Origin of the sequence: Jeotgalibacillus terrae, assembly GCF_016908195.1 — a bacterium.
GTDB classification, from domain to species: Bacteria; Bacillota; Bacilli; order Bacillales; family Jeotgalibacillaceae; genus Jeotgalibacillus; species Jeotgalibacillus terrae.
Genome location: NZ_JAFBDK010000006.1, coordinates 1 through 24,999, shown reverse-complemented (window position 1 = coordinate 24,999; position 24,999 = coordinate 1). Strand labels below are relative to the sequence as shown.

Annotated in this window: 24 protein-coding genes, 1 other RNA gene and 1 other annotated feature; of the genes, 21 read left to right on the top strand and 4 right to left on the bottom strand. The window is 43.6% G+C overall.

The genetic code is table 11. The annotated features are described in order from the left end of the window. Positions 1-15: 15 nt before the first annotated feature. A complete protein-coding gene (locus JOD21_RS07295) occupies positions 16-471 on the top strand; it encodes an ACT domain-containing protein (RefSeq protein WP_204728984.1) in 456 nt (151 codons plus the stop codon). 21 nt (positions 472-492) lie between these two features. After that, positions 493-1,353, top strand: a complete 861-nt coding sequence (gene pheA / locus JOD21_RS07290; protein WP_204728983.1) for a prephenate dehydratase — start codon at positions 493-495, stop codon at positions 1,351-1,353. Positions 1,354-1,474: 121 nt separating this feature from the next. Here the strand turns inward: pheA and JOD21_RS07285 are convergent, their stop codons facing one another. Continuing rightward, complete coding sequence (locus JOD21_RS07285; RefSeq protein ID WP_204728982.1) at positions 1,475-2,011, bottom strand: transcription repressor NadR; 537 nt, start codon at positions 2,009-2,011, stop codon at positions 1,475-1,477. A 94-nt stretch (positions 2,012-2,105) separates the two neighbouring features. On the opposite strand from JOD21_RS07285, the gene safA reads away from it, so the two are divergent. From safA to yajC, 8 genes are all read left to right on the top strand, one after another. Continuing rightward, positions 2,106-2,750: a SafA/ExsA family spore coat assembly protein gene (gene safA / locus JOD21_RS19440; protein ID WP_204728981.1), complete on the top strand. Its 645-nt coding sequence runs from the start codon at positions 2,106-2,108 to the stop codon at positions 2,748-2,750. A 63-nt stretch (positions 2,751-2,813) separates the two neighbouring features. After that, positions 2,814-3,095, top strand: a complete 282-nt coding sequence (locus JOD21_RS07275) for a BofC N-terminal domain-containing protein (protein WP_204728980.1) — start codon at positions 2,814-2,816, stop codon at positions 3,093-3,095. 176 nt (positions 3,096-3,271) lie between these two features. After that, complete coding sequence (gene ruvA / locus JOD21_RS07270) at positions 3,272-3,883, top strand: Holliday junction branch migration protein RuvA (RefSeq protein ID WP_204728979.1); 612 nt, start codon at positions 3,272-3,274, stop codon at positions 3,881-3,883. Between the two features lie 11 nt (positions 3,884-3,894). Continuing rightward, a complete protein-coding gene (gene ruvB, locus JOD21_RS07265) occupies positions 3,895-4,893 on the top strand; it encodes a Holliday junction branch migration DNA helicase RuvB (protein ID WP_041121024.1) in 999 nt (332 codons plus the stop codon). Beyond that, entirely contained in the window at positions 4,890-5,093 is a 204-nt protein-coding gene (locus JOD21_RS07260; RefSeq protein WP_041121025.1) for a DUF2905 domain-containing protein, read from the top strand. Before ruvB ends, JOD21_RS07260 begins: the two co-directional genes overlap by 4 nt. 14 nt (positions 5,094-5,107) lie before the next feature. Then, the gene (gene queA / locus JOD21_RS07255) at positions 5,108-6,133 is read left to right on the top strand and encodes a tRNA preQ1(34) S-adenosylmethionine ribosyltransferase-isomerase QueA (protein WP_204728978.1); all 1,026 of its coding nucleotides are present in this window, start codon (positions 5,108-5,110) and stop codon (positions 6,131-6,133) included. Positions 6,134-6,148: 15 nt separating this feature from the next. Next, positions 6,149-7,288 carry a tRNA guanosine(34) transglycosylase Tgt gene (tgt, locus tag JOD21_RS07250; protein ID WP_041121027.1) on the top strand — a complete coding sequence of 380 codons (1,140 nt, stop codon included), beginning with the start codon at positions 6,149-6,151 and terminating at the stop codon, positions 7,286-7,288. 33 nt (positions 7,289-7,321) lie between these two features. Then, the gene (yajC, locus tag JOD21_RS07245; RefSeq protein WP_041121028.1) at positions 7,322-7,594 is read left to right on the top strand and encodes a preprotein translocase subunit YajC; all 273 of its coding nucleotides are present in this window, start codon (positions 7,322-7,324) and stop codon (positions 7,592-7,594) included. A gap of 33 nt (positions 7,595-7,627) precedes the next feature. Here the strand turns inward: yajC and JOD21_RS07240 are convergent, their stop codons facing one another. Next, a complete protein-coding gene (locus tag JOD21_RS07240) occupies positions 7,628-8,002 on the bottom strand; it encodes a TIGR04086 family membrane protein (protein WP_204728977.1) in 375 nt (124 codons plus the stop codon). 79 nt (positions 8,003-8,081) lie between these two features. On the opposite strand from JOD21_RS07240, the gene JOD21_RS07235 reads away from it, so the two are divergent. Then, positions 8,082-8,720: a DUF421 domain-containing protein gene (locus tag JOD21_RS07235; protein ID WP_204728976.1), complete on the top strand. Its 639-nt coding sequence runs from the start codon at positions 8,082-8,084 to the stop codon at positions 8,718-8,720. Here the strand turns inward: JOD21_RS07235 and spoVB are convergent. Continuing rightward, positions 8,707-10,206, bottom strand: coding sequence for a stage V sporulation protein B (gene spoVB / locus JOD21_RS07230; RefSeq protein WP_204728975.1), 1,500 nt, complete (start codon positions 10,204-10,206; stop codon positions 8,707-8,709). The two genes, JOD21_RS07235 and spoVB, sit on opposite strands and share 14 nt — an antisense overlap. Positions 10,207-10,305: 99 nt before the next feature. On the opposite strand from spoVB, the gene JOD21_RS07225 reads away from it, so the two are divergent. The 7 genes from JOD21_RS07225 (at position 10,306) to dtd (ending at position 19,480) form a co-directional block, all read left to right on the top strand. Beyond that, a complete protein-coding gene (locus JOD21_RS07225) occupies positions 10,306-10,626 on the top strand; it encodes a post-transcriptional regulator (RefSeq protein WP_204728974.1) in 321 nt (106 codons plus the stop codon). A gap of 161 nt (positions 10,627-10,787) precedes the next feature. Next, positions 10,788-13,058: a protein translocase subunit SecDF gene (gene secDF, locus JOD21_RS07220; RefSeq protein ID WP_204728973.1), complete on the top strand. Its 2,271-nt coding sequence runs from the start codon at positions 10,788-10,790 to the stop codon at positions 13,056-13,058. Between the two features lie 334 nt (positions 13,059-13,392). Further along, on the top strand, positions 13,393-13,743 hold the full coding sequence (locus JOD21_RS07215) for a lipopolysaccharide assembly protein LapA domain-containing protein (RefSeq protein WP_204728972.1): 351 nt from the start codon (positions 13,393-13,395) through the stop codon (positions 13,741-13,743). Positions 13,744-13,819: 76 nt separating this feature from the next. Next, complete coding sequence (gene recJ, locus JOD21_RS07210; protein WP_204728971.1) at positions 13,820-16,171, top strand: single-stranded-DNA-specific exonuclease RecJ; 2,352 nt, start codon at positions 13,820-13,822, stop codon at positions 16,169-16,171. After that, positions 16,162-16,674, top strand: coding sequence for an adenine phosphoribosyltransferase (locus JOD21_RS07205; protein ID WP_041121035.1), 513 nt, complete (start codon positions 16,162-16,164; stop codon positions 16,672-16,674). The genes recJ and JOD21_RS07205 overlap by 10 nt, the downstream gene beginning before the upstream one ends. A 157-nt stretch (positions 16,675-16,831) precedes the next feature. After that, positions 16,832-19,024, top strand: a complete 2,193-nt coding sequence (locus JOD21_RS07200) for a RelA/SpoT family protein (protein WP_204728970.1) — start codon at positions 16,832-16,834, stop codon at positions 19,022-19,024. Between the two features lie 18 nt (positions 19,025-19,042). Continuing rightward, positions 19,043-19,480 (top strand): D-aminoacyl-tRNA deacylase, encoded by a 438-nt coding sequence (gene dtd, locus JOD21_RS07195; protein ID WP_204728969.1) that lies wholly within the window; start codon positions 19,043-19,045, stop codon positions 19,478-19,480. A gap of 37 nt (positions 19,481-19,517) precedes the next feature. Here dtd and JOD21_RS07190 read toward each other — a convergent pair whose 3' ends face one another. After that, on the bottom strand, positions 19,518-21,050 hold the full coding sequence (locus JOD21_RS07190; protein WP_204728968.1) for an N-acetylmuramoyl-L-alanine amidase family protein: 1,533 nt from the start codon (positions 21,048-21,050) through the stop codon (positions 19,518-19,520). Positions 21,051-21,271: 221 nt separating this feature from the next. Beyond that, positions 21,272-21,489 (top strand) — a binding site (T-box leader). 82 nt (positions 21,490-21,571) lie between these two features. Between JOD21_RS07190 and hisS the strand changes: the two genes are divergently transcribed. From hisS to ssrS, 3 genes are all read left to right on the top strand, one after another. Further along, positions 21,572-22,837, top strand: coding sequence for a histidine--tRNA ligase (hisS, locus tag JOD21_RS07185; protein WP_204728967.1), 1,266 nt, complete (start codon positions 21,572-21,574; stop codon positions 22,835-22,837). A 12-nt stretch (positions 22,838-22,849) separates the two neighbouring features. Next, positions 22,850-24,625, top strand: coding sequence for an aspartate--tRNA ligase (aspS, locus tag JOD21_RS07180; RefSeq protein ID WP_204728966.1), 1,776 nt, complete (start codon positions 22,850-22,852; stop codon positions 24,623-24,625). A gap of 57 nt (positions 24,626-24,682) precedes the next feature. Beyond that, positions 24,683-24,871: non-coding RNA, 6S RNA (gene ssrS / locus JOD21_RS07175), on the top strand. Positions 24,872-24,999 lie beyond the last annotated feature (128 nt).

The window sequence follows — 24,999 nt, the reverse complement described above, 5'->3', positions numbered from 1 at the left end:
GCGGGAGGGTATAAGGTGCCAAAAAAGGATCTAAATGAGAAATTCTATCTGGTAAGAGAAGATGTGCTTCCTGAAGCGATGCAAAAAACGCTTGAAGCGAAGCAGCTGCTTGAAAGAGGACATGCAGGATCAGTCTGGGAAGCTGTGCGTTCCGTTGACTTAAGCCGAAGTGCATTTTACAAATACAGAGATACTGTATTCCCATTTCATACAGTTGTGAAAGAAAAAATCATCACACTCTTTTTCCACCTCGAAGACCGCTCAGGCACCTTATCCCAGCTGCTTGGGCTGGTGGCTTCCTGTGGAGGCAACATTCTGACGATTCATCAGACAATCCCCCTGCAGGGACGCGCAAATGTCACGTTATCATTAAATGTGACTGATATGAACGTGCCACTCGATGAAATGCTCAACAGATTTAAAAAACTTGAGTTTGTTGAAAAAGTCGAAGTACTGGGCTCTGGTGCCTGATTAAATAAAGAAGGTGAGTAAATGAAAATCGGTTATCTGGGACCGGAAGCTTCCTTCACCCATCATGCGGTGAAGAGTATATTTAATAATGAAGAATATATTGCATTTCCGACAATTCCTGATTGTCTGGAAGCGCTCGCTGAAAACAAAGTGGAGCGTGCAGTTGTTCCCTTGGAAAATGCACTTGAGGGTTCTGTACCTATTACCATTGATTATTTATTTCATGATGTCGACCTTCACATTACTGCCGAATTAATTTCACCGATTGAGCAGCATCTTATGGTCCATCCGGAAAACGCTGCACGTTTTCAGGATGTCGAAAAAATTATGTCTCACTCCCATGCACTTGCACAGTGCCACAAATATTTATACTACCGCTTCAGAGGCGTGACGCTTGAACCTTCGACGTCAACTTCTGCCGCGGCAAAATATACGAGTGAGCATCCGGAAGAAAATATCGCTGCAATCGGCAATGCGCTGGCTGCTGATACATATGGTTTAACTGTAGTCGAAAAGAATATTCATGATTTTCATTTTAACCATACGAGATTCGTTGTGTTAACGAGTGAAAAAGACACAGAACTGCTGCCATTTGAACGTGACGCTGAGAAATCCACTCTGATGATCACACTGCCATCTGATGACAGAGCCGGGGCACTTCACCAGGTGCTATCTGCTTTCTCATGGCGTCAGCTCAGCCTGAGTAAAATTGAATCAAGACCGCTTAAAACAGGTCTTGGCAATTACTTTTTTATTATCGATGTGGAAAAACCGGTTGAAGGGGTACTCATGCAGGGTGCCATAGAAGAACTCGAAGCACTCGGCTGTACCGTAAAAATACTCGGCAGCTATAAGAAACATTTGCTTGAACCTGCACAATAAAGTTATGAAGATTGTTGGTGCTAAGTAAATTTGAGGGTAACGGAGCGGAAAGCGCCCCCTGCAGCGCAGTGAACCGTTTACCAAAGAAAAAGGCCGAGACGAAAATTCGTCTCAGCCTCTTTTATTCCTGATACAAAATCCCGGCCTGCTTCAATTCCTCTACAATACGATCTAACACAGCATTATGTTCAGCTTCCACCTCATGCATATGAACCCCATCAGTCAGCACTGAAAGAAGAGTCGAATCAGAAGAAGAAAGCTCATTGATAAATCGTCTGACCTCAGTTGCGTTATGCAGCATCAGTGAGGCAGTCATTTCCCCGTACACAGGGTGTTCGATCATCACATTTTTTACGATTCCGCCGTGTTTGACAATCAGTAATAATTCTTCTTCTGTCTGTTCGGCTGTATGTCTGCATACCATTAACCTTGAAACTCTGCTCGCTGGCTGTGCAGGCATATATAAATAGCCCTGGCTCGTTGCCAGGATCGGCTCATTACCAGCTTTCAGTAAGTTGATATCACTGACAATTACCTGTCTGCTCACATTCATCTCTGCAGCGAGCGCACGGCCCGTAATTGGTCCAACAGATTGTCTGAGTGTATGTAAAATTTTTTCTCTTCTCGCTTCTCCGATTTTCTGGCGGTCACTTGGCATAGATTACCCTTCTTTCATCGATCATTCTGAAAGTATTGTATCATAAATCCATTTACTTCATAGGATATATAGAATGAATGATGGAGGTGGCAAGATGAAAATTCACGTAGTGCAAAAAGGTGATACCCTCTGGACAATTGCGAAAAATTACCAGGTGTCTTTTGAGGAACTGAAGGCAGTGAATACACAATTAGCAGATCCTGATATGATCATGCCCGGCATGAAAATTAAAATACCAGCCGGCAAAGCAGTTGAAAAAGAAGAATACATGCACCCATATGCCAATAATAAACCTGCTTATCCGCTTCTCCCGGAAGATTTTGAAATGCCTTATAAGAACATGGTCATGCCAAAAGCTGTTAAAATGCCGGAAATACCAAAAATGCCTGAAATGCCAAAAATGCAGGAAGTACCTAAAATGCAGACAGCACCAAAAATGGAGGAGCCCCCAAAAATGCCTAAAGCAGAACCCATTAAAATGTGGAAAGAACCTGAACAAAAATATTGCACCTGTAAAAAAACACCTCCTGCTCAGCAGGTAATGCCACAAATGAATTTTATGCCGCATATGCAGCAAATGCCTCAAATGCAACAGATGTACCCGATGCCTCAAATGCAGCAAATGCCGCAAATGATGATGCCGGCTCCGGAACATCATATGATGGAGCCGTGGTGTCACCCGATGCCCCACTGCTGCTGCCCGTGTCATCAGCCACACCCTTACCGAGGACCGTTCTAAAGACGAATAAAAATAGTTATTAATCAAATCCTAACCTTAATAAGCGATTAAGGAGAGGATCGAATGGTTAAAACATTGTTCATCTTATTCATTTTTACCCTGTCTGCATGCTTTACCACTCAAGCATCAGCGCTCACACTGACATTATCAATAGAGACCGTCTACGGAGATGGTGAAAAATCATTTGAAAAAAGAAAAGAGTCGTACGAAGCAATGGAAGACTTCTTTTCACAATACCGTGACTGGCAAATCATTGATATGAATAAAGAAGAAATCACTCTCAGAACCAGAACCGAAAAACTGTCTCCACTTTTAGAATGGAGCGGATATGCAGAAGTTCAGTAAACAGCCTGTGCGGCTGTTTTTTTCTTTTGCTGAAATACCACAGGCTACATGATAAAATAGAACAGATGTTTCATATAACCAACCGCACATCAGGACCCGGTGTTGTAAAAATGTCAGACACTAGATCCGCTGAAACTGTGTTACAATGAAGGTTGCATTGAAAGGAAGAGTTCAATATGTATGAATATATAAAAGGTGAAATTACATATATTTCAACAGAGTATATCGTTTCTGATCATCACGGGTTAGGCTATAAAATTTTTATGCCTAATCCTTTTGTGATGTCTTCAAAACAGGGTGAAACTGTGCAGGTTTTTACGTATCAGCACGTCAGGGAAGACCAGCTCACACTGTTCGGCTTTCCCTCTATGGAAGAGAAATTGCTGTTTACGAAACTTTTAAATGTGTCAGGAATCGGTCCTAAAGGGGCACTTGCCATCCTTGCGTCCGGTGCACCTGAACAGGTCATCCAGGCGATTGAAGAAGAGAATGAGACACTGCTTGTAAAGTTCCCTGGAGTAGGAAAAAAAACAGCCAGACAAATTATTCTTGACCTGAAAGGAAAACTGCAGGATGTGGTGCCGGATTATTTCCCTAACCTTTTCACAGATCCCGCAAAAGAAAAGGGACTGGATGATTCAGCGCTTGATGAAGCAGTTATGGCACTGCAGGCGCTGGGGTATTCAGAGCGTGAAGTGAAAAAAATCAGACCTGTCTTACAAAAAGAATCGTTAACGACAGATCAGTATATTAAAAAAGGTCTTCAGCTGATGCTGAAGCTGAAGTAAGGAGGGATTAGATGGAAGAGCGGATATTATCAGGGGAAGCAAATATAGAAGATGAGTCACTGGAACAGACGATCAGACCTCAGCTGTTAGAGACGTATATCGGTCAGGATCAAGTGAAAAAGAATTTATCAATCTATATTGAAGCAGCTAAAAACCGTCAGGAGACCCTTGACCATGTTCTTCTGTATGGTCCCCCTGGTCTGGGTAAGACGACGCTTGCTGCCGTCATTGCAAATGAAATGGGTGTTAACCTCAGAACAACAGCAGGGCCTGCGATTGAAAGAGCAGGTGATCTTGCCGCGATTCTGACAGCACTCGAGCCGGGTGATGTACTGTTTATTGATGAAATTCACCGTCTGCCAAGAGCGATTGAAGAAGTTTTATATCCTGCAATGGAGGATTTCTGTCTTGATATTGTGATCGGGACCGGCCCTAGTGCAAGGTCAGTAAGACTTGACCTGCCTCCGTTCACTTTAGTAGGAGCGACTACCCGTGCAGGCGCAATCTCAGCTCCATTAAGAGACAGGTTCGGCGTGCTTAGCAGACTGGAGTATTATAATATAGAACAGCTGCAGGAGATTGTTAACCGTTCAGCTGATATATTCAATACAGAAATTGATGATTCAGGAGCTGCTGAAATCGCACGCAGATCAAGGGGAACACCGCGTATCGCAAACCGCCTGCTGAGAAGAGTGCGAGATTATGCACAGGTGAAAGGAAATGGGGACATTACCCTTCCGATCGCGCAGGCTTCACTTGAATTGCTGCAGGTTGATCAGCTTGGTCTTGACCATATAGATCATAAGCTGTTAAGAGGAATTATCGAACGCTTCAGAGGAGGTCCTGTTGGTCTTGATACCATTGCAGCAAGTATTGGGGAAGAATCATCTACAATAGAGGATGTCTATGAACCCTATCTCCTGCAAATTGGATTTTTACAGCGTACTCCGCGCGGAAGAATTGCCACACACCTTGTTTATGAACATTTTAATCTGGAGGTACCGGAATGACGCTGCCAAAAATGCTGATGATTGCAGGGGCTGCATTGCTGGTAGCTGGATTTCTACTGCAGTTTATAAAAGCTGGCAGGCTGCCGGGAGATATAGTGATTAAAAAAGAAAATATGACATTTTATTTTCCAATCGTCACATCGATTTTAATCAGTTTAATTTTGACAGGGATCTTCTTTTTAATCGGAAGGTTCAGGTAAGGAGTTGCAGACAGATGAATATTAATGATTTTGATTTTGAACTTCCTGAGGAACTGATCGCTCAGGTTCCGCTTGAAGATCGTACATCAAGCAGACTGATGGTGCTTGATAAAAAAACGGGTAAAGTGGAGCATCAATCGTTTACCCATATACTTGATTATCTCCATGAAAGAGACTGCCTTGTACTTAATGACACAAAAGTACTGCCGGCAAGACTGATTGGGGAAAAAACAGAAACAGGTGCAGCCATTGAGGTTCTTTTACTGAAGCAGATTGAAGGGGATACATGGGAAACTCTCGTTAAGCCTGCAAAGAGAATAAAGCCTGGAACAGTCATTACGTTTGGTGACGGTCTGCTGACGGCTGAATGTATTGAAACAGGCGATCAGGGTGCACGTATTCTTGAATTTAAATATGATGGCATCTTTTATGAGCTGCTTGATCAGCTTGGAGATATGCCGCTCCCTCCTTATATCAAGGAGAAACTTGACGATAAAGACCGCTATCAGACTGTATTTGCCAAAGAACGTGGCTCAGCAGCAGCACCGACTGCCGGTCTGCATTTTACAGAGGAAATTCTTGATGAGATCAGATCAAGAGGTGTTAACATTGCTTTTATCACGCTGCACGTAGGACTTGGTACATTCAGACCTGTTTCTGTGGATTCTATTGAAGAGCATGATATGCATAGCGAATATTATCAGCTGTCTCAAGAAAATGCGGAGCTGTTGAATCGTACGCGTGAAAACGGGGGACGGATCATCACAGTCGGCACAACGTCAACAAGGACACTTGAGACGATCGCTGATGAACAAGGAACTTTTAAACCTCAGTCAGGCTGGACAGATATTTTTATTTACCCGGGATACACATTTAAAGCGTCAGATGTGCTGCTGACAAACTTCCATTTGCCAAAGTCCACGCTGATCATGCTTGTCAGTGCCATGGCAGGCAGGGAAAACACGCTTGCTGCTTACCGTGCAGCAGTAGAGGAAAAGTACAGGTTTTTCAGCTTTGGCGATGCCATGCTGATCAAATAGAGAGGGGAAACATCTTTGAGTGCAATCAGATATGAACATATAAAAACATGTAAACAAACAGGAGCGAGACTTGGGATTGTCCATACACCGCACGGGTCATTTGAGACACCGACATTTATGCCTGTTGGTACGATGGCTACAGTAAAAACAATGTCTCCTGAAGATCTGAAGGAACTAAATGCAGGGATCATCCTGAGTAATACGTATCATCTGTGGCTTCGCCCGGGTCACGATATTATTAAAGAAGCAGGCGGCCTGCATAAATTTATGAACTGGGACCGTCCAATCTTAACAGATTCAGGCGGCTTTCAGGTGTTTTCATTAAGTAAGTTCCGTAACATCCAGGAAGAAGGCGTTCATTTCAGGAATCATATTAATGGGGACAAGCTGTTTTTAAGTCCTGAAAAAGCGATGGAGATCCAGAATGCGCTTGGTTCTGATATTATGATGGCGTTTGATGAGTGTCCGCCTTATCCTGCTGAAGAAAAGTATATGAAAGATTCAGTTGAACGTACGACCAGATGGGCAGAGCGCTGCCTGCAAGCTCATAATCGTCCTGAGGACCAGGGACTTTTTGGGATCGTTCAGGGTGGAGAGTATGAACACCTGCGCCGTCAGAGTGCCAAAGATCTTGTTTCAATGGACTTTCCGGGTTATGCGGTTGGAGGTCTGTCAGTAGGTGAGCCTAAAGATGTTATGAACCGCGTGCTGGAATTCACAACACCGTGGCTGCCAGAAGACAAACCGCGTTATTTAATGGGCGTCGGATCGCCTGACTCACTGATTGACGGTGCGATGCGCGGTATTGATATGTTCGACTGCGTACTGCCTACACGTATTGCAAGAAACGGTACACTGATGACGAGCGAAGGAAGACTCGTTGTGAAAAATGCGAAATATGCGCGTGATTTTTCACCGATTGATCCTAACTGTGATTGCCATGTCTGTAAGAATTATTCAAGAGCGTATATCAGACACCTGATTAAATGTGAAGAAACGTTCGGAATTAGACTTACGACTTATCATAACCTGCATTTTCTGATAAACTTAATGGGGAATGTCCGCCAGGCAATTAAAGAAGACAGACTGGGAGACTTTCGTGAAGAGTTTTTTGAACAGTACGGTTTCAACCAGCCGAATGCAAAAAACTTTTAATAGATATATGAAAGAAAGGGGGAGTTTAGCGTTATGGATATGATCGTAACTTTACTGCCACTGATTCTGATGTTCGGTTTAATGTACCTTTTCTTAATCCGTCCTCAGCAGAAGCGTCAGAAAAAAGTAATGGAAATGCAAAGCAGCTTAAGTAAAGGTGATAAAATCGTCACGATTGGCGGTCTTCACGGAATTATTGATGCACTTGATGAAGGTCAGGTTGTCGTTAAGTGTGGAGATGGAAGCCGGTTGACTTATGACCGAAATGCAGTCCGTGAAGTAGTGGAAAAAGATTCAGCAATGTAATAGTCAATAAAAAAAGCTGCAGCCGCAGCTTTTTTATTTTTCTCTTGCACCTCTGAAATTTACTCCGATAATCCCTCCTGTAAGACCACATGCTAGAAAGAGTCCATAATGGATCAGCTGTGACCACTCAAAGGGTGTATGATTAAACAATAGAGAGATGGAAATAACGATTCCGGCAGTCAGACATCCAATGTACATTCCTTTTTGACCTGCATAGGCGCTTCCGGCCATACTGCCAATTAAAACAGCGGCTGCTCCGGTCATTCCGTTCCACTTTTCCATTGAAAGCTCAGACAGATCAGTAAAATGCAGCAGAGTTGCTGCAACAGCCGAATAAACAGCGGCAATTAAAAAAAAAATGACGACAGCTGCTGCAATCCCTCCTGCAGTTTTTTTCCACACAATCATAAAAGATCCCCTCCATATAAATCTTGAGTAATTGAAATCATTTTTTCGCACACACTATTTGAGTGAAGGTGGTGTGCACATGTTAGAGATGTACAGTCTGATTGGCTTCAGGGCTGTTACCCTGTATTTGCTGATCCTGGTCATATTCCGTGTTATGGGTAAAAGGGAGATTGGAGAACTGAGCCTTCTTGACCTGATAGTCTTTATGATGATTGCAGAAATGGCTGCTTTTGCAATAGAAGACACGGAACTAAGCTTGATGCAGGCTATATTCCCGATGATTTTATTAATGCTTCTGCAGATACTTTTATCCTGGTTCTCACTGAAATCGAAAAAATTCAGGGATCTGATGGACGGAAGGCCCTCCATACTCATTCACAATGGGGAAATAGTCATCAATGAAATGAGAAAAAACCGCTATAATATGGATGATCTGATGCAGCAGCTGAGAGAGAAGGAAGTGTTCGACATTCAGGAGGTTTCATTTGCAATCCTCGAACCATCCGGCACTTTATCCGTACTTAGAAAAGAGCGCAGTGCCGGACAACTGTCACTCCCTCTGGTCATGGACGGAAGAATTCAGAGCAGGCACCTTGCACTAATAGGTAAAGATGAAAATTGGCTGAGAAGTGAAATGAAAAAGCAGGGCTATGAACAATTAAAAACAATATTCTTCTGTACGTATGAAGACGGAGAATGGTATATCAGTTCTTCTTAAACGTGTTTAAGAACGACCAGTCTTCACGTTGTATTAGCTGAACCCTGGATGCCAGGAACATATAAATGATGATGATAATCAAAATTCTGACCGGCGCATCCATCGTTGCAATACCGGTATGTATCAGCCAGCAGCACGCTGTAACAAGACATATTGCCGCATATTGACCGACTGGAAGCTTCATATGACACAATTTCCTGACTGTGTGAAAATGCATAAAAGTGACAGCAGCTGTGCCGATCACAAGTCCAATTGCTGCGCCAGTAATACTCTCCAGATAAAGCATCAGACCTGCCATTGCTGACAGCTTGATAACAGATCCAGTGATACTGTTCAACATTGCTTTGCCTGCAGCTTCAAAAGCCTGTAGTACCGCATGAAGGGGTCCCTGGTAATAATAAAAGATGAAAAACAGCGACATCAGTTTCAGTAACTCAATACCTTTGTCTGAACCGTATAACAGAACTAAAATTGTTTTTCCTTCTAGAAATAGCAGCAGGCAGCACAAAGTTCCTGTAACCGCTGAAAGCCGTAGCGCCTGTTTGATTCTGTATAGCACGATTCGATCCTGAGACAACGCTCTGGCTTCACTGATTGAAGGAACCAGTGCCATACTGAGAGACACTGTTATAAAAGAAGGCAGCAGCAGCACAGGGAGTATAAAGCCCGTCAGCAGACCATAATCTGCAGTAACAGCAGTCGCTGCCATCCCGGTAAAAACCAGACATTTCATAACGATAACAGGTTCAAGAAACCATGCGACAGAACCAGCAAATCTGCTTCCGGCGCTTGGCAGCGCAATATTAAGAAGTTTTCCTGCAGTATAACGGAATGACTGGTCAGCTTTTTTAACATTTTTTTGATTTCTTATTTTAAACATGACAAGTAAAAAAAGAAGTGAACATAATTCCCCTGCAACAGCTGCAAGCATCGCGCCGCCTGCTGCATATGCCGCTCCTTTTGAACTCAAAAAGCCGATAGCTGCCATCAGCAGCACAATTCTGACTGCCTGTTCTAAAACCGAACCGACAGCAGTAACCCCCATCTGCTGCCTCCCCATAAAATATCCGCGGACAACCGCTGAAAATGCGGCAATTGGTATGACAGGAAGTACAGCAATAAACGGAATAAGCGTTCTTTCATCATTTAAAAGAGAAGTCGATATATATGGTGCTGAAAAAAACAGGATTGGTGTAAGGATCATCGCTAAAGTACCCGTGATCCAGAGTGATACAGATAAAATGTTACGGATCTCACGTTCATTCCGGTTGGCAGTAGCTTCAGAAACATATTTTGAAATCGCAATCGGGAGTCCGATCTGGGTCACCGTAATGGCGAGTACGAGCGCAGGGAAAGTCATCATATAAAGTCCTACGCCTTCTTCACCGGCAAGGTCTGCCAGTATAATCCTATGTACAAAGCCTAGAATTTTGGTCACTAACGCAGCAGCCATCAGCAGTAAAGTACCTTTAATCAGCTTAGACACTTAATCCTCCATCTTCTCAAACACGCTTATTTTAGATACAATCAATCATATGCATGAACAAAGTGCCGCTATGCCATTAAATTCGAAAGGGGTGTAAGAATGAACCAGCATACCAGTTATGAAGAAGCTTTTCCTGTGGTCGGCCCTGCTTTGATTAGCAAGGCGCAGGAACTCAGGCTCTATGGATACGACACTGCAACGCCTGAAAACATATGGCGTTACCTGACTCGGAAAAAATGGAAAAGAGAAACCGAAAGCTTCAGACTCCACAAAGTTGTACAGGAGATTCTCCAGGTGAAAGCAGGAGACTATATGAATTTTATGACTAATGAAGAGTATAAGCTGACAGCCGGCAGAACAGGATTAGAAGATGAAGAATTAAATCTGCTGCTTCACGGAAACCCGAATGATGAACATTAACTGACAATATCAGAGAGTGCGTTGACACCAATAGGGAAGTAATACATAATAAGTCTGTTGCTGAAATTTCAGTACAATTACAGACCTGTTACAACACACGGGAAGTTTATATATAGTTTTTTACATCTTGAAACTATATATATGAGGAGGATTTTTACATAATGATTAAACGCAGCAGGATTGTCGCATTTTTTCTATTAGTCATTCTAATAGGCGGCACGATTGGACTGACATCCAATACGATTTTAAATAACATCAAACTTGGTCTGGATCTTCAAGGCGGATTTGAAGTTCTATACGAAGTAAACCGGGCTGAAGAAGGTCAGGAGATCACTCCGGAAGTAGTCTCAGATACAGCTGAAGCACTTGACCGCCGAGTGAACGTACTCGGTGTAAGTGAGCCTGTCATTCAGGTTGAAGACGGGAACAGAATCCGTGTCCAGCTCGCAGGCGTTGAAGATCAGAATCAGGCAAGAGAGATTCTTTCAACTGAAGCAAATCTGACATTCCGTGATGTGAATGATGAAATAAAAATGACAGGAGCTGACCTGGTTGAGGGCGGAGCTACACAGACGTTTGACCCTGATACCAATGCGCCAATTGTCCAGGTTCAACTGAAGGACGCAGATCAGTTTGGACAGATTACTGAAGAAATTCTCGCGATGGCTCCTCAAAATCAGCTGGTGATCTGGCTTGATTATGAAGAAGGAGATTCTTACGCAGAGGAAGTAACAAAAGAAGATCCGAAATTTATCTCTGCGCCAAATGTCAGTCAGGTATTGAATACTGATACTGTAACCATTACAGGTAATTTCACACTTGAAGAAGCAAACAACCTTGCTAACCTGTTAAATGCAGGTTCATTGCCGGTTGAACTTGAAGAGGTTTACTCCACTTCAGTTGGTGCCTCATTCGGTCTGATGGCAATGGAACAGACGATTTTAGCAGGTATTGTCGGCGTCGCGCTGATCTTCCTGTTTATGATTGCCTACTACCGCTTCCCTGGATTCATCGGGGTTGTTACGCTTTCAGTATATATTTATCTGATTCTGCTGATTTTTGACTGGCTGAATGGTGTGCTGACACTCCCTGGTATTGCAGCACTTATTCTTGGTGTTGGTATGGCGATTGACGCCAATATCATCACTTATGAGCGGATGAAAGAGGAATTAAGAGTCGGCAGATCAGTTCGTGAAGCCTGGAAAAAAGGAAGCAGTTCATCACTGCTGACAATTGTGGATGCGAACGTTACCACTATGCTTGCCGGTATTGTCCTATTTACTTTTGGAACAAGTTCTGTAAAAGGCTTTGCAACAATGCTCTTAATCAGTATTGTGACAAGCTTCATTACAGCCGTATTTGGTACAAGACTCTTTATGAGCCTGTGGGTGAGAAGTAAATTCCTTGATCAGCGTAAAGGATGGTTTGGCGTTAAGAAATCCGAGATCCTGGAATATAACGAGGAGGAAGAACCTGATTCACTCGATCTTCCTACAAAATTTGACCGCTTTGACTTTGTGAAAATCCGGAAGAAATTCTTTATTCTTTCAGCAATTTTACTCGTTGCAGGACTTGCAGTACTGCTGACGTTCAGATTGAATCTCGGCATTGATTTTACAGCCGGTACCCGAATGGAAGTGCTTTCTGATACACCGCTGACAAATGAATCGTTTGCCGACGATCTTGAAGAAGCAGGTTACGAAGCTTCCAACGTAGTAATCTCCGGTGAAAATCAGGAAATCGGGGTTGCACGTTTTGCGGAGCCGCTTAGTCAGGATGAAATTGCTGAATTAAGAACTTACTTTTCAGAAGAATACGGATCGGATCCTAATATATCTACTGTAAATCCGGTTATTGGTGAAGAGCTTGCTGAAAATGCCATGAAGGCTCTTGCCATTGCATCGATCGGTATTATTCTCTATGTTGCACTAAGATTCGAATGGCAAATGGCTGCTGCATCAATTGTGGCACTTGTCCATGATGCGTTCTTTATTATTGCGATCTTCAGTCTTACAAGACTTGAAGTTGATATTACATTTATCGCAGCAGTTCTAACAGTCGTGGGTTACTCCATAAATGATACAATCGTAACGTTTGACCGGATCAGGGAAAATATGCGTAAAATGAAGCGGATTGAGACGAAGGAAGAGCTTGCGCTGATTGTGAATAAATCACTCAGACAAACGCTTGGTCGTTCAATTAATACAGTGCTGACTGTTGTACTTGTAGTAGTTGCACTGATTATATTCGGTGCAACTTCTATCCTGAACTTCTCGATTGCCCTTCTTGTCGGCCTAATCGCAGGAACGTACTCATCAGTATTTATCGCAGCACAACTGTGGTATGTGCTGAAAAAGCGCCAGCTGAAAAAGAAAGGCGTATTAATTACGTATAAAGAGAAAAAAGAATGGACTGACGAACCAGTCGTATAATGTGAGAACCGGAACAGGTAATGCTGTTCCGTTTTTTTTAATGGCTTTGTTAAATTTGGCTGTTGATTTCCGCTTCAGGGGGACGCTTGCCGCGGACGAACGCTCAAGCCTCCTCAGGCAGAAAACCGCTGCCTTCCGGGGTCTTTCACGATCGTTTTTCCGCAGGAGTCGCCCCCTTATGCTCCAATCATCAGCTGTGCCAAAACAACACTAAACTTTAACATAGCTTTTTTAATAGTGATGATAATTTCACCTCTGTCCCCACTGTGTACACCCACGAAGGAGTAAACCTCCGTTAAAAAGGGTAAACCCATTAAAAAAGGAGGTCACACAGGTGAAATTTCAATGGACATTAATTTTAGGAATTGTTTTTGCACTTATTGTAGCGATTTTTGCGGTGATCAATGTTGATCCTGTAACAGTGAATTTCGGATTCTCTGAAGCAGAGCTGCCGCTGATTCTTGTGATACTGGGATCAGTTTTAATGGGTGGTATCATTATGGGATCTGTCGGTTTGTTCCGGTTATTTATTGCTCAGAGAAAAGTAAAGCAGCTTGAAGCAGAAAATAAGCAGTTGAATGAGCAGTTGACTGAAGCTCAGAAAGCAAATACAGGTGAATTGCCAAGCAGGCAGGAATACCGTAAAACTGCACCTGATTCATCAGGTGATTCCGCAGCTGAATAAATCACCATCACCTTTTTGGTTCATTGAATCATGACACTTGCTCATGTATAATGAAAACATCTGAAGAGGTGAAATTATGTTAACGTCTAAAACAAGATGGAATGTTAGGGAAAGCAGCGCGGCTGAAAATGAAAAGCTTGCAGCTGAACTTAACATTCCGCTTTTTATTGCAAAATTACTCGTACAAAGAGGCATGACCAGTGCTGAAGAAGCAGCTGATTTTTTACATACAGGCAAAAAAGAATTCCACGATCCATTTCTTTTCGACGATATGGAAAAGGCTGTGGAGCGGATTAGCCGCGCTGTAAATAACCGTGAATCCATTCTGATTTATGGCGATTACGATGCTGACGGAGTTACCAGTACATCAGTGATGTTAAGTGCACTTCAGGCAATGGGTGCAGAATCTGATTTTTATATACCGAACCGTTTTACTGAAGGCTACGGCCCAAACAAAGAAGCTTTTCAAAAAGCTGCTGAAAAAGGGTACAGTCTGATCATCACAGTGGATAATGGTATTTCAGGTGTCAGTGAAGCTGGATTACTCAAGGAACTGGGAGTAGACCTGATTATTACTGACCACCATGAAGCCGGACCGGAACTTCCCGATGCATACGCGATTATACATCCTAATTTAGAGAACGGAACTTATCCGTTCAGAGAGCTTGCCGGAGTAGGGGTGGCATTCAAACTCGCACACGCGCTTTTAAAAGAGGTTCCTGAAGAGCTGCTTGACCTTGTAGCGATTGGTACGATTGCTGACCTGGTGCCATTAACTGGTGAAAACCGGCTGCTCGTTCAAAAAGGACTGAAACAGCTTCGTGCAACTGAACGTAAAGGTCTTCACGCCCTGCTTAAAAAATCAGGTGCTACACTCAGTGAAGCGGATGAAGAGACAGTCGGCTTTGCGATTGGTCCCCGCTTAAATGCAGTAGGCAGGCTTTCTGATGCTGCTCCGGCAGTTGATCTGCTCATGACAGATGACACGCAGGCAGCAGAGGGGCTTGCGGTTGAAATCGATGCGCTGAATAAAGAGCGCCAGGCAATTGTTGCGGATATTGCAAAAGAAGCCATGGAGATTGCACAATCGCAATATAAAAATGATCGGGTACTGATCATCTCAAAAACCGGCTGGAATCCTGGTGTCGTGGGCATTGTGGCATCAAAGCTTGTAGAAAAGTTCTACAGACCGGTTATCATTCTGTGTGAAGATCCGGAAAAGGGGACTGCAAAAGGATCTGCGAGAAGCATTGAAGGGTTTAATATGTTCAAAGAACTATCAGAAAACCGCGAAATACTTCCGCACTTTGGTGGACACCCGATGGCAGCAGGGATGACACTTCAAATTGATGATATTAATGAATTAAGAGCGAACCTGAATCAGCAGGCTGAAAAAATGAAAGATGAAGACTTTATACCGGTGACAGGAATTGATGTGAAGGCGTCGATCGAGGAGATTGATCTGGATGCAATTATGCAGCTGCAAATGCTTGCACCGTTTGGCATGAAAAACCCTAAACCAAAAGTGTTGATTGAGCAGACTGATATTGCTTCAATCAGAAAAATCGGTTCAGGACAAAATCATCTTAAGCTGTCAGTAAAACATGGTGACCAGACCCTTGATGCGATTGCATTTGGAATGGGAGAAATAGCAGATCAGATTTCACCAATTGCCAAACTTGATTTAATAGGTGAACTTTCGATCAATGAATGGAATAACATCAAAAAACCGCAGTTATTCGTCCGTGACTTCAGGGTCAAGGAATGGCAGCTTTTTGACATTCGTGGTATCGCACAACCGGCAAGGTGGGTGCCTACGATCCCGGCAGATTCAATTGTGGTCGCATATCAGGAAAAGGCATTTGAACGGTTTAACCAGGTGCTGAGTGCGCATGATGTAAAACTGATCAGTACAGTAGAGGAAGCAAATGAGTTAAATACTGATGGCAGATCTGTGGTGCTGCTGGACCTTCCTGAGGATGCAAAGTTGCTTGAAGCATTACTGAAGGATGCTGCCCCATCCAGAATATATGCCCACTTTTATCTGGAGGACCCGCAATTCTTCAGTTCAATTCCCAAGCGTGAGGATTTTGCATGGTTCTTTGCTTTTTTGAAAAAAAGAAAAACATTTCATATGGCACAGCATGGACAGGCACTTGCATCTCACAAAGGTTGGTCATTAGACACAATTAATTTTATGACAAAGGTGTTTTTTGAGCTTGATTTTGTTACAATAAACGATGGATTCATTTCGCTTAATGAGCAATTACAGAAACGTGACCTGTCAGAGTCCCCTGCCTATGAAGCGAAAAAGCGGCTTGCTGAGCTTGAGCAGGAATTATTATATTCATCATTTCATGAATTGAAAAAATGGTTTGAAGAGCGTTCCGGTTGGGCGCAACCTGAGGAGGAAAAGGTATGGATTTAAAGCAATACGTGACAATTGTAGAAGACTGGCCGAAAGAAGGCGTGCGTTTTAAGGATATCACGACATTAATGGATAATGGTGAAGCTTACAGCTACGCTACAGATCAAATTGTAGAATATGCTAAGGAAAAGCACATTGACCTGGTCGTGGGACCTGAGGCGCGCGGATTTATTATCGGCTGTCCGGTTGCTTATGCACTGAAAGTAGGATTTGCTCCAGTAAGAAAAGAAGGTAAACTTCCGCGTGAAACGGTTAAAGTTGATTATGGATTAGAATATGGTAAAGATGTTCTGACGATTCATAAAGATGCAATTAAGCCGGGACAGCGCGTACTGATTACTGATGACCTGCTTGCTACAGGCGGTACGATTGAAGCGACAATCAAGCTTGTAGAAGAGCTTGGCGGCGTTGTAGCAGGGTGTGCATTCCTGATCGAACTCTCATATTTAGACGGCCGTGAGAAGCTGAATGGATATGACATGCTGCGCCTGATGGAATTTTAATGTATAATTGCTTAAAGAGTCCTTGATACAGGGCTCTTTTTCATATATTTCTTTCTGAATGAATGAATTATCGCTAATGGCTTTACATAAATTGATTTTTTATTAATAATAGAAACAATACTCAAAACTACTAAACATGATAAAGGTGATAAATCGTATGGCAAATGATCGGGTGCTTACCGTTGAAGAAGTGTTCGGGATTACCGCAAGTTATATGAATAAAAGTCAGGTGGATTTTGTGAAGAAAGCCTACCAGCTGGCTGAAGAAGCTCATAAAGAACAGTTCCGAAAATCAGGTGAGCCTTATATCATCCACCCTGTCCAGGTTGCAGGCATTCTGGCTGAACTTCAAATGGACCCGTCAACCGTTGCAGCAGGGTTTCTTCATGATGTAATTGAAGATACAATTTTTACTTATGAAGATCTGACAGAAAAGTTCAATGAAGAAGTTGCCATGCTGGTGGACGGCGTCACAAAGCTCGGTAAAATTAAATATAAATCCAAGGAAGAGCAGCAGGCTGAAAACCATCGTAAAATGTTTATCGCAATGGCGCAGGATATCAGAGTGATCCTGATCAAGCTTGCTGACCGCCTTCATAATATGAGAACTTTGAAGCATATGCCAGTAGAAAAACAAATCCGGATTTCAAATGAAACGCTGGAGATTTTCGCTCCACTCGCACACAGACTCGGTATATCAACCATTAAATGGGAACTTGAAGATACATCACTTAGGTACCTGAATCCGCAGCAATACTACCGGATCGTTAACCTGATGAAAAAAAAGCGTAATGAACGTGAAGAATATGTGGATGAGGTTATTACAGAAATCCAGCAGCAGGTAAAAGATGTTGGGATTGATGTAGATATTGTTGGCAGACCAAAGCATATTTATTCGATTTATAAAAAAATGGCTGTTCAGAATAAACAGTTTAATGAGATCTATGATCTGCTTGCTGTGCGCGTAATCGTGGACAGTATTAAAGATTGCTACGCGGTGCTTGGCATTATTCATACATGCTGGAAGCCGATGCCAGGTAGATTCAAAGATTATATCGCAATGCCAAAACCGAACATGTACCAGTCTCTTCACACAACTGTTATCGGCCCTAAAGGGGATCCGCTTGAAGTTCAGATCAGAACTGCTGACATGCACCGTATTGCTGAATATGGTGTAGCTGCACACTGGGCTTATAAAGAAGGGACAGTCATTAATGAAGACAGCAAACAGACGATTGAAAAGAAGCTGACCTGGTTCAGGGAAATCCTTGAGTTCCAGCAGGATTCTTCAGATGCAGAAGAATTTATGGATGCACTTAAATTCGATCTGTTTTCTGATATGGTATATGTTTTTACGCCTAAAGGTGATGTGATGGAGCTGCCGGCAGGTTCAGTGCCGATTGATTTTGCCTATCGCGTTCACTCAGAGATCGGAAACAAAACCATTGGTGCAAAAGTGAATGGGAAAATGGTACCGCTCGACTCGCCGCTGAAAACGGGCGATATTATTGAAATTATGACATCCAAGCACTCATATGGTCCCAGTCAGGACTGGCTGAAGCTTGCTCAGACATCACAGGCGAAAAATAAAATTAAAGCGTTTTTCAAAAAGCAGAGACGTGATGAAAATGTTGATAAGGGCAGGGAGTCTGTAGACAGAGAAATCCGAGCGCTTGATTTCTCTCCAAAAGACGTACTGACTGAAGAAAATATGAAGCGGGTTTATGAAAAGTATAACTTCTCAAGTGAGGATGATTTATACGCTGCAGTCGGCTACGGCGGCATTACCGGCGCACAGATCGCAAACCGTCTGACTGACAGACTGAGAAAGCTTCGCGATGAGGAAGACACGCTTGAAAAAGCGATGGCTGACATTAAGCCGCCTTCTGTTAAAAAGAAAAAAGATGCGGGCGTAACGGTCAAGGGCATTGATAATTTATTAGTCAGACTGTCTAAATGCTGCAGCCCCGTACCGGGTGATGAAATCATCGGTTTTATTACAAGAGGGCGCGGTGTATCTGTTCACAGAAGCGACTGCCCTAATATACAGGGTGATTCTGAAGCCAGACTCATTCCGGTTGAATGGGAAGGCACAACTGAAAATAAGAAAGAATATAACGTTGATATAGAAATTTCCGGTTATGACAGAAGAGGCCTTCTGAATGAAGTGCTCCAGGCAGTCAATGAGACGAAAACAAATATCTCAGCTGTCAGCGGGAGAAGTGACCGCAATAAAATGGCAACGATCAATATGTCAATTATGATTCAGAATGTGACTCACCTTCAAAGGGTTGTAGACCGGATTAAGCAGATTCCTGACATTTACGCTGTACAGAGAATTGTAAACTAGCCAGGGAGGATCATCACTTTGAAAGTAGTTGTTCAGCGAAGTAAAGAAGCAAAAGTAACGGTAGAAGGCCAGGTTGAAGGAGAAATCAGCAGCGGGCTGGTGCTGTTAGTAGGCATCAGTCAGGACGATCATGAATCTGACTGCGAATATGTTGCTGAGAAAATTGCCAATCTGCGTATCTTTGAAGATAGCGACGGGAAAATGAATCATTCTGTTCTCGATCAGGGAGGAGAAATTTTATCCATCTCCCAATTTACCCTTTATGGCGATACAAAAAAAGGCAGAAGACCAAACTTCATGAACGCAGCAAAACCTGACTACGCAGAGCCGCTGTATGAAAAGTTCAATGATTTATTAAAAGATAAAGGTCTGAAGGTGGAAACGGGCGTGTTTGGCGCGATGATGGACGTTTCACTTGTCAATGACGGTCCGGTCACGCTGATCGTAGAAACCTGAAAAATCCGGGACATCTGAAAAAGATGTCCCGGATTTTTTAATTCCCGCCAGAAAAATAGTCAGTCAGTCCGTTATAAATACCGGTCGCTGCGATTTCTCTGAAACGCTCATTATTTACTGATGCTTCTTCTGAAGGGTTACTGATAAAGCCTAATTCAATCAGTACTGAAGGAGCAGAATTATCTCTTAACACAAGAAAGTTTCCGTGATGCATTCCGCGGTTTTTAATCGTCATGCTGTCACTAAGCCCGCTGTGAACAGAATCGGCGAGTGCCTCATCCGGTCCTCCGTAAAAATAAGTAGTAAATCCTTTCACGCTCCGGTCATTGATCGCATCATAATGCAGTGAGATAAATGCGTCAGCACCATGGTCTTTGGATACAGCAACCCGGCTGTGAAGGTCTACATGACGGTCGTCTTCACGGGTCATAATGACGTTCGCGCCAGTACTTGATAGCATATGATACAGGGCTTCGGCAGTTCTGATGGTTAGTGATTTCTCAAGTGTGCCTGCTGCACCGATTGCACCACCGTCACGTCCGCCATGCCCTGCATCGATTACAATTGTAGCATCTGAAATCGATTCAACCGGTTCATCATTTAATTCTTCTTCAGGCGAGGTTCCATCTTCTGCTGACACAATCCAATTAGCAATATAACCGCGTTCACCGCCAGGTATCAGGACTTCATACCAGTCTCCGGTTTCTCCTGTAACCTCAAGTGATTCACCTGCTCCTGCTTTGTAGAGCACAGCTGCATCGGTAGAGGGTTCCATCCTTATATTTGAACCGTTGTATAGAATTGTGACTTGTCCATCCAGGTCACCGGAACCCGCGCTGCCCGGATGTAAGCCGCGTTCAGTAAACCATTCTGCAATCCAACCGGTCTGACCATCTTCAAATTCAATCATCAGCCAGCCTTCAGATTCTTCTTCGACAGTAAAAGAATCGTATAAATTTACAGTACCGATAATCTCACCGTTTCGATCAGGTTCAGCACGCACCTGCAAACCATTTACTGTAATATGTATGTCGTCAGTCAGTGTATCTGAGGACTCAACTGCGGAAAAAATATTATATTCCACATAATCGGAGCTGACCCATCCGGTTAAAGTACCAGTCGAGATATTCAGCCAGCCATACTTTTCATCACTGATTGTGACCTGATCTCCGGTGTTTAATGTGCCGATCACATTACCTTCAGAAGAAAAATCATCTCTGACGTTTAACCTATCCACTAAAATCGTCCCATTATTGTTATCAGATGCGGGTTCAGCAGCGCTTTCGCTATCAGAAGGTTCGGTTGAAGTTTCAGTTTCTGTCAAAAGCCAGTCAGCAATCCAGCCTGATCCTTCTGCAAGAGAAACTTGAACCCATCCGCTGACACGCTGTAGTTCTGTGAACCGGTCCCCTTCATCTGCTGAAGTAACAGCAGGGTAGGACAGTCCGGGACCTTCCCTGATCAGCGTATTGTCGTGAGCAGTTTCGACAATTCCTTCTGCATGCACCTGTGCTTCAGGCAGCAGGGCAGTTACTAAAAATATTGATATTATCACTGGCAGCAGTTTCAATCAAATCACCCCAACATATTCTTACTAACATCATATAGTAAAAACCATTCCACCGTCATTAGTAATTTTGAATTGCTTGTTATGTGAAAGTGATTGATGATTTTGGTTCACGTGATAATTGGAGCGGAAATGAACAGCCCGCTTTAACAGATAGCAATTCATTTTTACCGTCCTCTTGACAAGTCCGCCTCTGGTGATTATGATTGATTACATTATATGAACGAATACCGATGATAGAGAACAGTAAACAGGATCACGAATGCACAGAGAGAGTCTGCCCCAGGCTGAAAGCAGACTTACAGATCGCCCTGTTGAATGAACACTCTGTAGGTTTTTTCCTGAAACACGAGTAGGGAAAAACGTCAGCAGGCGTTAACTGCTTAAAGTGGAAGCTTAAGGCTTCAATTAGGGTGGCACCGCGGAAAATCCCGTCCCTTGTTTTCGAACAAGGGACGGGATTTTTTTGCTGTCTAATTTTAGCAGCTGCGTCGGATTCGAGTTGAGTTGAAGGAGGAGTAATCGTGACAATTAATATACCAAGAGGCACACAGGATATTTTACCCGGGGTATCTGAACACTGGCAGTTTATCGAGCAGACAGCTGCTGAGTTGTGCCGGCAGTATCAGTACAAGGAAATCCGGACACCTGTATTTGAACACACTGAACTGTTTGAAAGAGGCGTAGGCGATACAACGGATATTGTGCAAAAAGAAATGTACACATTTAAAGACCGTGGTGACAGAAATCTGACACTCCGCCCTGAAGGAACAGCAAGCGTTGTTCGCTCATATGTTCAGCATAAGATGCACGGTCAGGCGATCCAGCCGGTAAAACTTTTTTACACAGGGCCGATGTTCCGCTATGAAAGACCGCAGGCTGGCAGATTCCGTCAGTTCGTTCAGTTTGGTGTAGAAGCGATTGGCAGTGATGACCCTGCGATTGATGCAGAAGTGATCTCACTGGCAATGGAGCTGTACAGCCGTCTTGGATTAAAGAAAGTTAAGCTGGTACTGAACAGCCTTGGTGATACTGAGAGCCGGATCGCTCACAAAAATGCTTTAATCGAGCATTTCAGTCCAAGAATTGATGAGTTCTGTTCTGATTGTCAGGTCCGTCTGGATAAGAACCCGCTCAGAATCCTTGACTGTAAGAAAGACAGAGGACACGAACTGATTGAAAGCGCGCCTTCACTGAAGGATTATCTGAATGAAGAATCAAAGAACTACTTTGATAAAGTGAAGCGTTACCTTGATGTGATGGGCATCAGCTATGAACTTGATCCTAATCTGGTTCGCGGTCTTGATTACTATAACCACACTGCTTTTGAAATCATGAGTGATGCTGAAGGCTTTGGGGCCATCACAACACTTTGCGGGGGCGGCCGTTATAACGGGCTGACTGAAGAGATCGGTGGACCTGCATCACCGGGTATCGGTTTTGCGCTCAGTATTGAAAGACTGATGGCGGCGCTTGAAGCTGAAGGTGTCTCATTGCCGATTAATGAGAAAGTTGACTGTTACTTCGTAGCAATGGGAGAAGCTGCAAAAGAAAAGGCAGTCTCTCTGACATATGAAGCACGCAAAAAGGGTCTGAGTGCTGAACTTGATTATCTGAACCGTAAAATGAAGGGGCAGTTTAAAGCCGCTGACCGGATTCATGCTGCTAATGTTGTCATCATCGGTGAAGATGAGCTTACTGCAGGTAAGGCATCAGTGAAAAACATGGATAGCGGTTCACAGGAAGAAGTACCATTTGAAGACATTATTAAATATATAGAGAAAGCTTAGGGAGGAATTCATATGTTTGGACGTTCATTTTACTGCGGTGAAGTACCGGAAGCCGCAATCGGAGAGAAAATTACTTTAAAAGGCTGGGTTCAGAAAAGACGTGACCTTGGTGGGTTGATTTTTGTTGATCTGCGTGACCGATCAGGCATTGTTCAGGTTGTCTTCAGTCCTGACACATCAAAAGAGGCGCTTGAAACAGCAGAAGCGATTCGCAGTGAATATGTATTAAGTATCGAAGGAACAGTGCAGGCAAGAGGAGAAGGAACTGTTAACCCGAACCTTGCGACTGGATCAATTGAAGTGCAGGCTGAAGCAGTGACTGTACTGAGCAGTGCAAAAACACCGCCGTTTGCAATTGAAGACAAAGCGGAGACAGCAGAAGAGATCCGCCTGAAGCACCGTTATCTTGACCTGCGCCGTCCTGTAATGGCGAATACATTCAAAATGCGTCACAGCATTACAAAGTCTGTCCGCCGTTTCCTTGATGACGAGCAGTTCATTGAAGTTGAAACACCAATGCTGACAAAGAGTACGCCAGAAGGTGCCCGTGACTACCTTGTGCCGAGCCGTGTACATGAAGGTGAATTTTACGCCCTTCCTCAGTCACCACAGCTTTTCAAACAGCTGTTAATGGTTGGCGGGTTTGACCGCTATTATCAGATTGCGCGCTGTTTCCGTGATGAGGACCTTCGTGCTGACAGACAGCCTGAGTTCACTCAGATTGATATTGAGACAAGCTTTATGAGCCAGGAAGAGATTATGACAATGAACGAGCAGATGCTATATCAGATGATGAAGGATGTAAAGGGACTTGAAATTCAGCTGCCGATCCCGCGTATGACGTACACTGATGCAATGGAGCGCTTTGGCTCAGATAAGCCTGATACACGTTTTGGCATGGAATTGACTGACGTATCTGCTATCGTTGAAAACTCAGGCTTTAAAGTATTCAGTGGTGCAGTTGCAGGTGGCGGCCAGGTGAAACTGATTAACGCAAAACAGGCGGCAGATCAGTACTCTCGTAAAGATATTGACGCACTTGGAGAGTTTGCCGGACGCTACGGTGCAAAAGGGCTTGCGTGGCTGAAGGTAACTGAAGAAGGCTTTGCCGGACCAATTGCGAAATTCTTCAATGAAGAAGAACAGGCACAATTAACTGAAGCTGCAGGTTCTGAGGCAGGAGACTTACTACTTTTTGTAGCTGATAAAAAATCAGTTGTCGCTGATGCGCTGGGTGCGCTCCGTTCAAAGCTTGGTAAGGAGCTTGATCTGATTGATGAATCAGCATTTAACTTCCTTTGGGTGACTGACTGGCCGCTGCTTGAGTATGATGAAGAAGAAGGCCGTTATTTCGCAGCACACCATCCGTTTACAATGCCTGTGAGAGAAGATCTGCCCCTTCTTGAAACAGACCCGGGTGCTGTCAGAGCGCAGGCGTATGACATCGTACTGAATGGTTATGAGCTTGGCGGTGGATCACTCCGTATTTTCGAGCGCGAGATTCAGGAAAAGATGTTTGAAGTTCTCGGTTTTTCAAAAGAAGAGGCAATTGATCAGTTTGGCTTCCTTCTAGAAGCATTTGAGTACGGTACGCCTCCACACGGCGGAATTGCACTTGGGCTTGACCGTCTTGTGATGCTGCTTGCAGGCAGCACGAACCTTCGTGACACGATTGCATTCCCTAAAACAGCGAGTGCGAGCTGTGTGCTGACTGATGCACCTGGAGAAGTAAGTGAAGCACAATTGAATGAATTGAAGCTATCACTGAATCTTCAGAAAAATCTATAATTTTTCATCTAAATAATTGTTTTTTGATTTTCCGTATGCTATGATGATTTCACAAGGTAAGTCCTGATGTGTACGTTTTAATATCCATCAGTTTTGACCGAACACTTCAATATCCGGGAGTTCACGTTTTTCAACCGCTTGCACGCCCTTTGCGGGGAAGCATAAAGTTGAAAATAGGACACCCACCTGCTGAGAGCGGGTTCAAAACGATAGATTCCTACATCGAACGGCACAATTGGGATTTACCACATCTTACATACGGAACAGGTCCGGTGCATATGATATGCTCCCCTCTAAGTAGACAGATTAAAAACAAAAATCTGTTTGCCTAGGGGGGAGCTTTTCTATGTCTTATAAACGTTATTCTCTTGAGT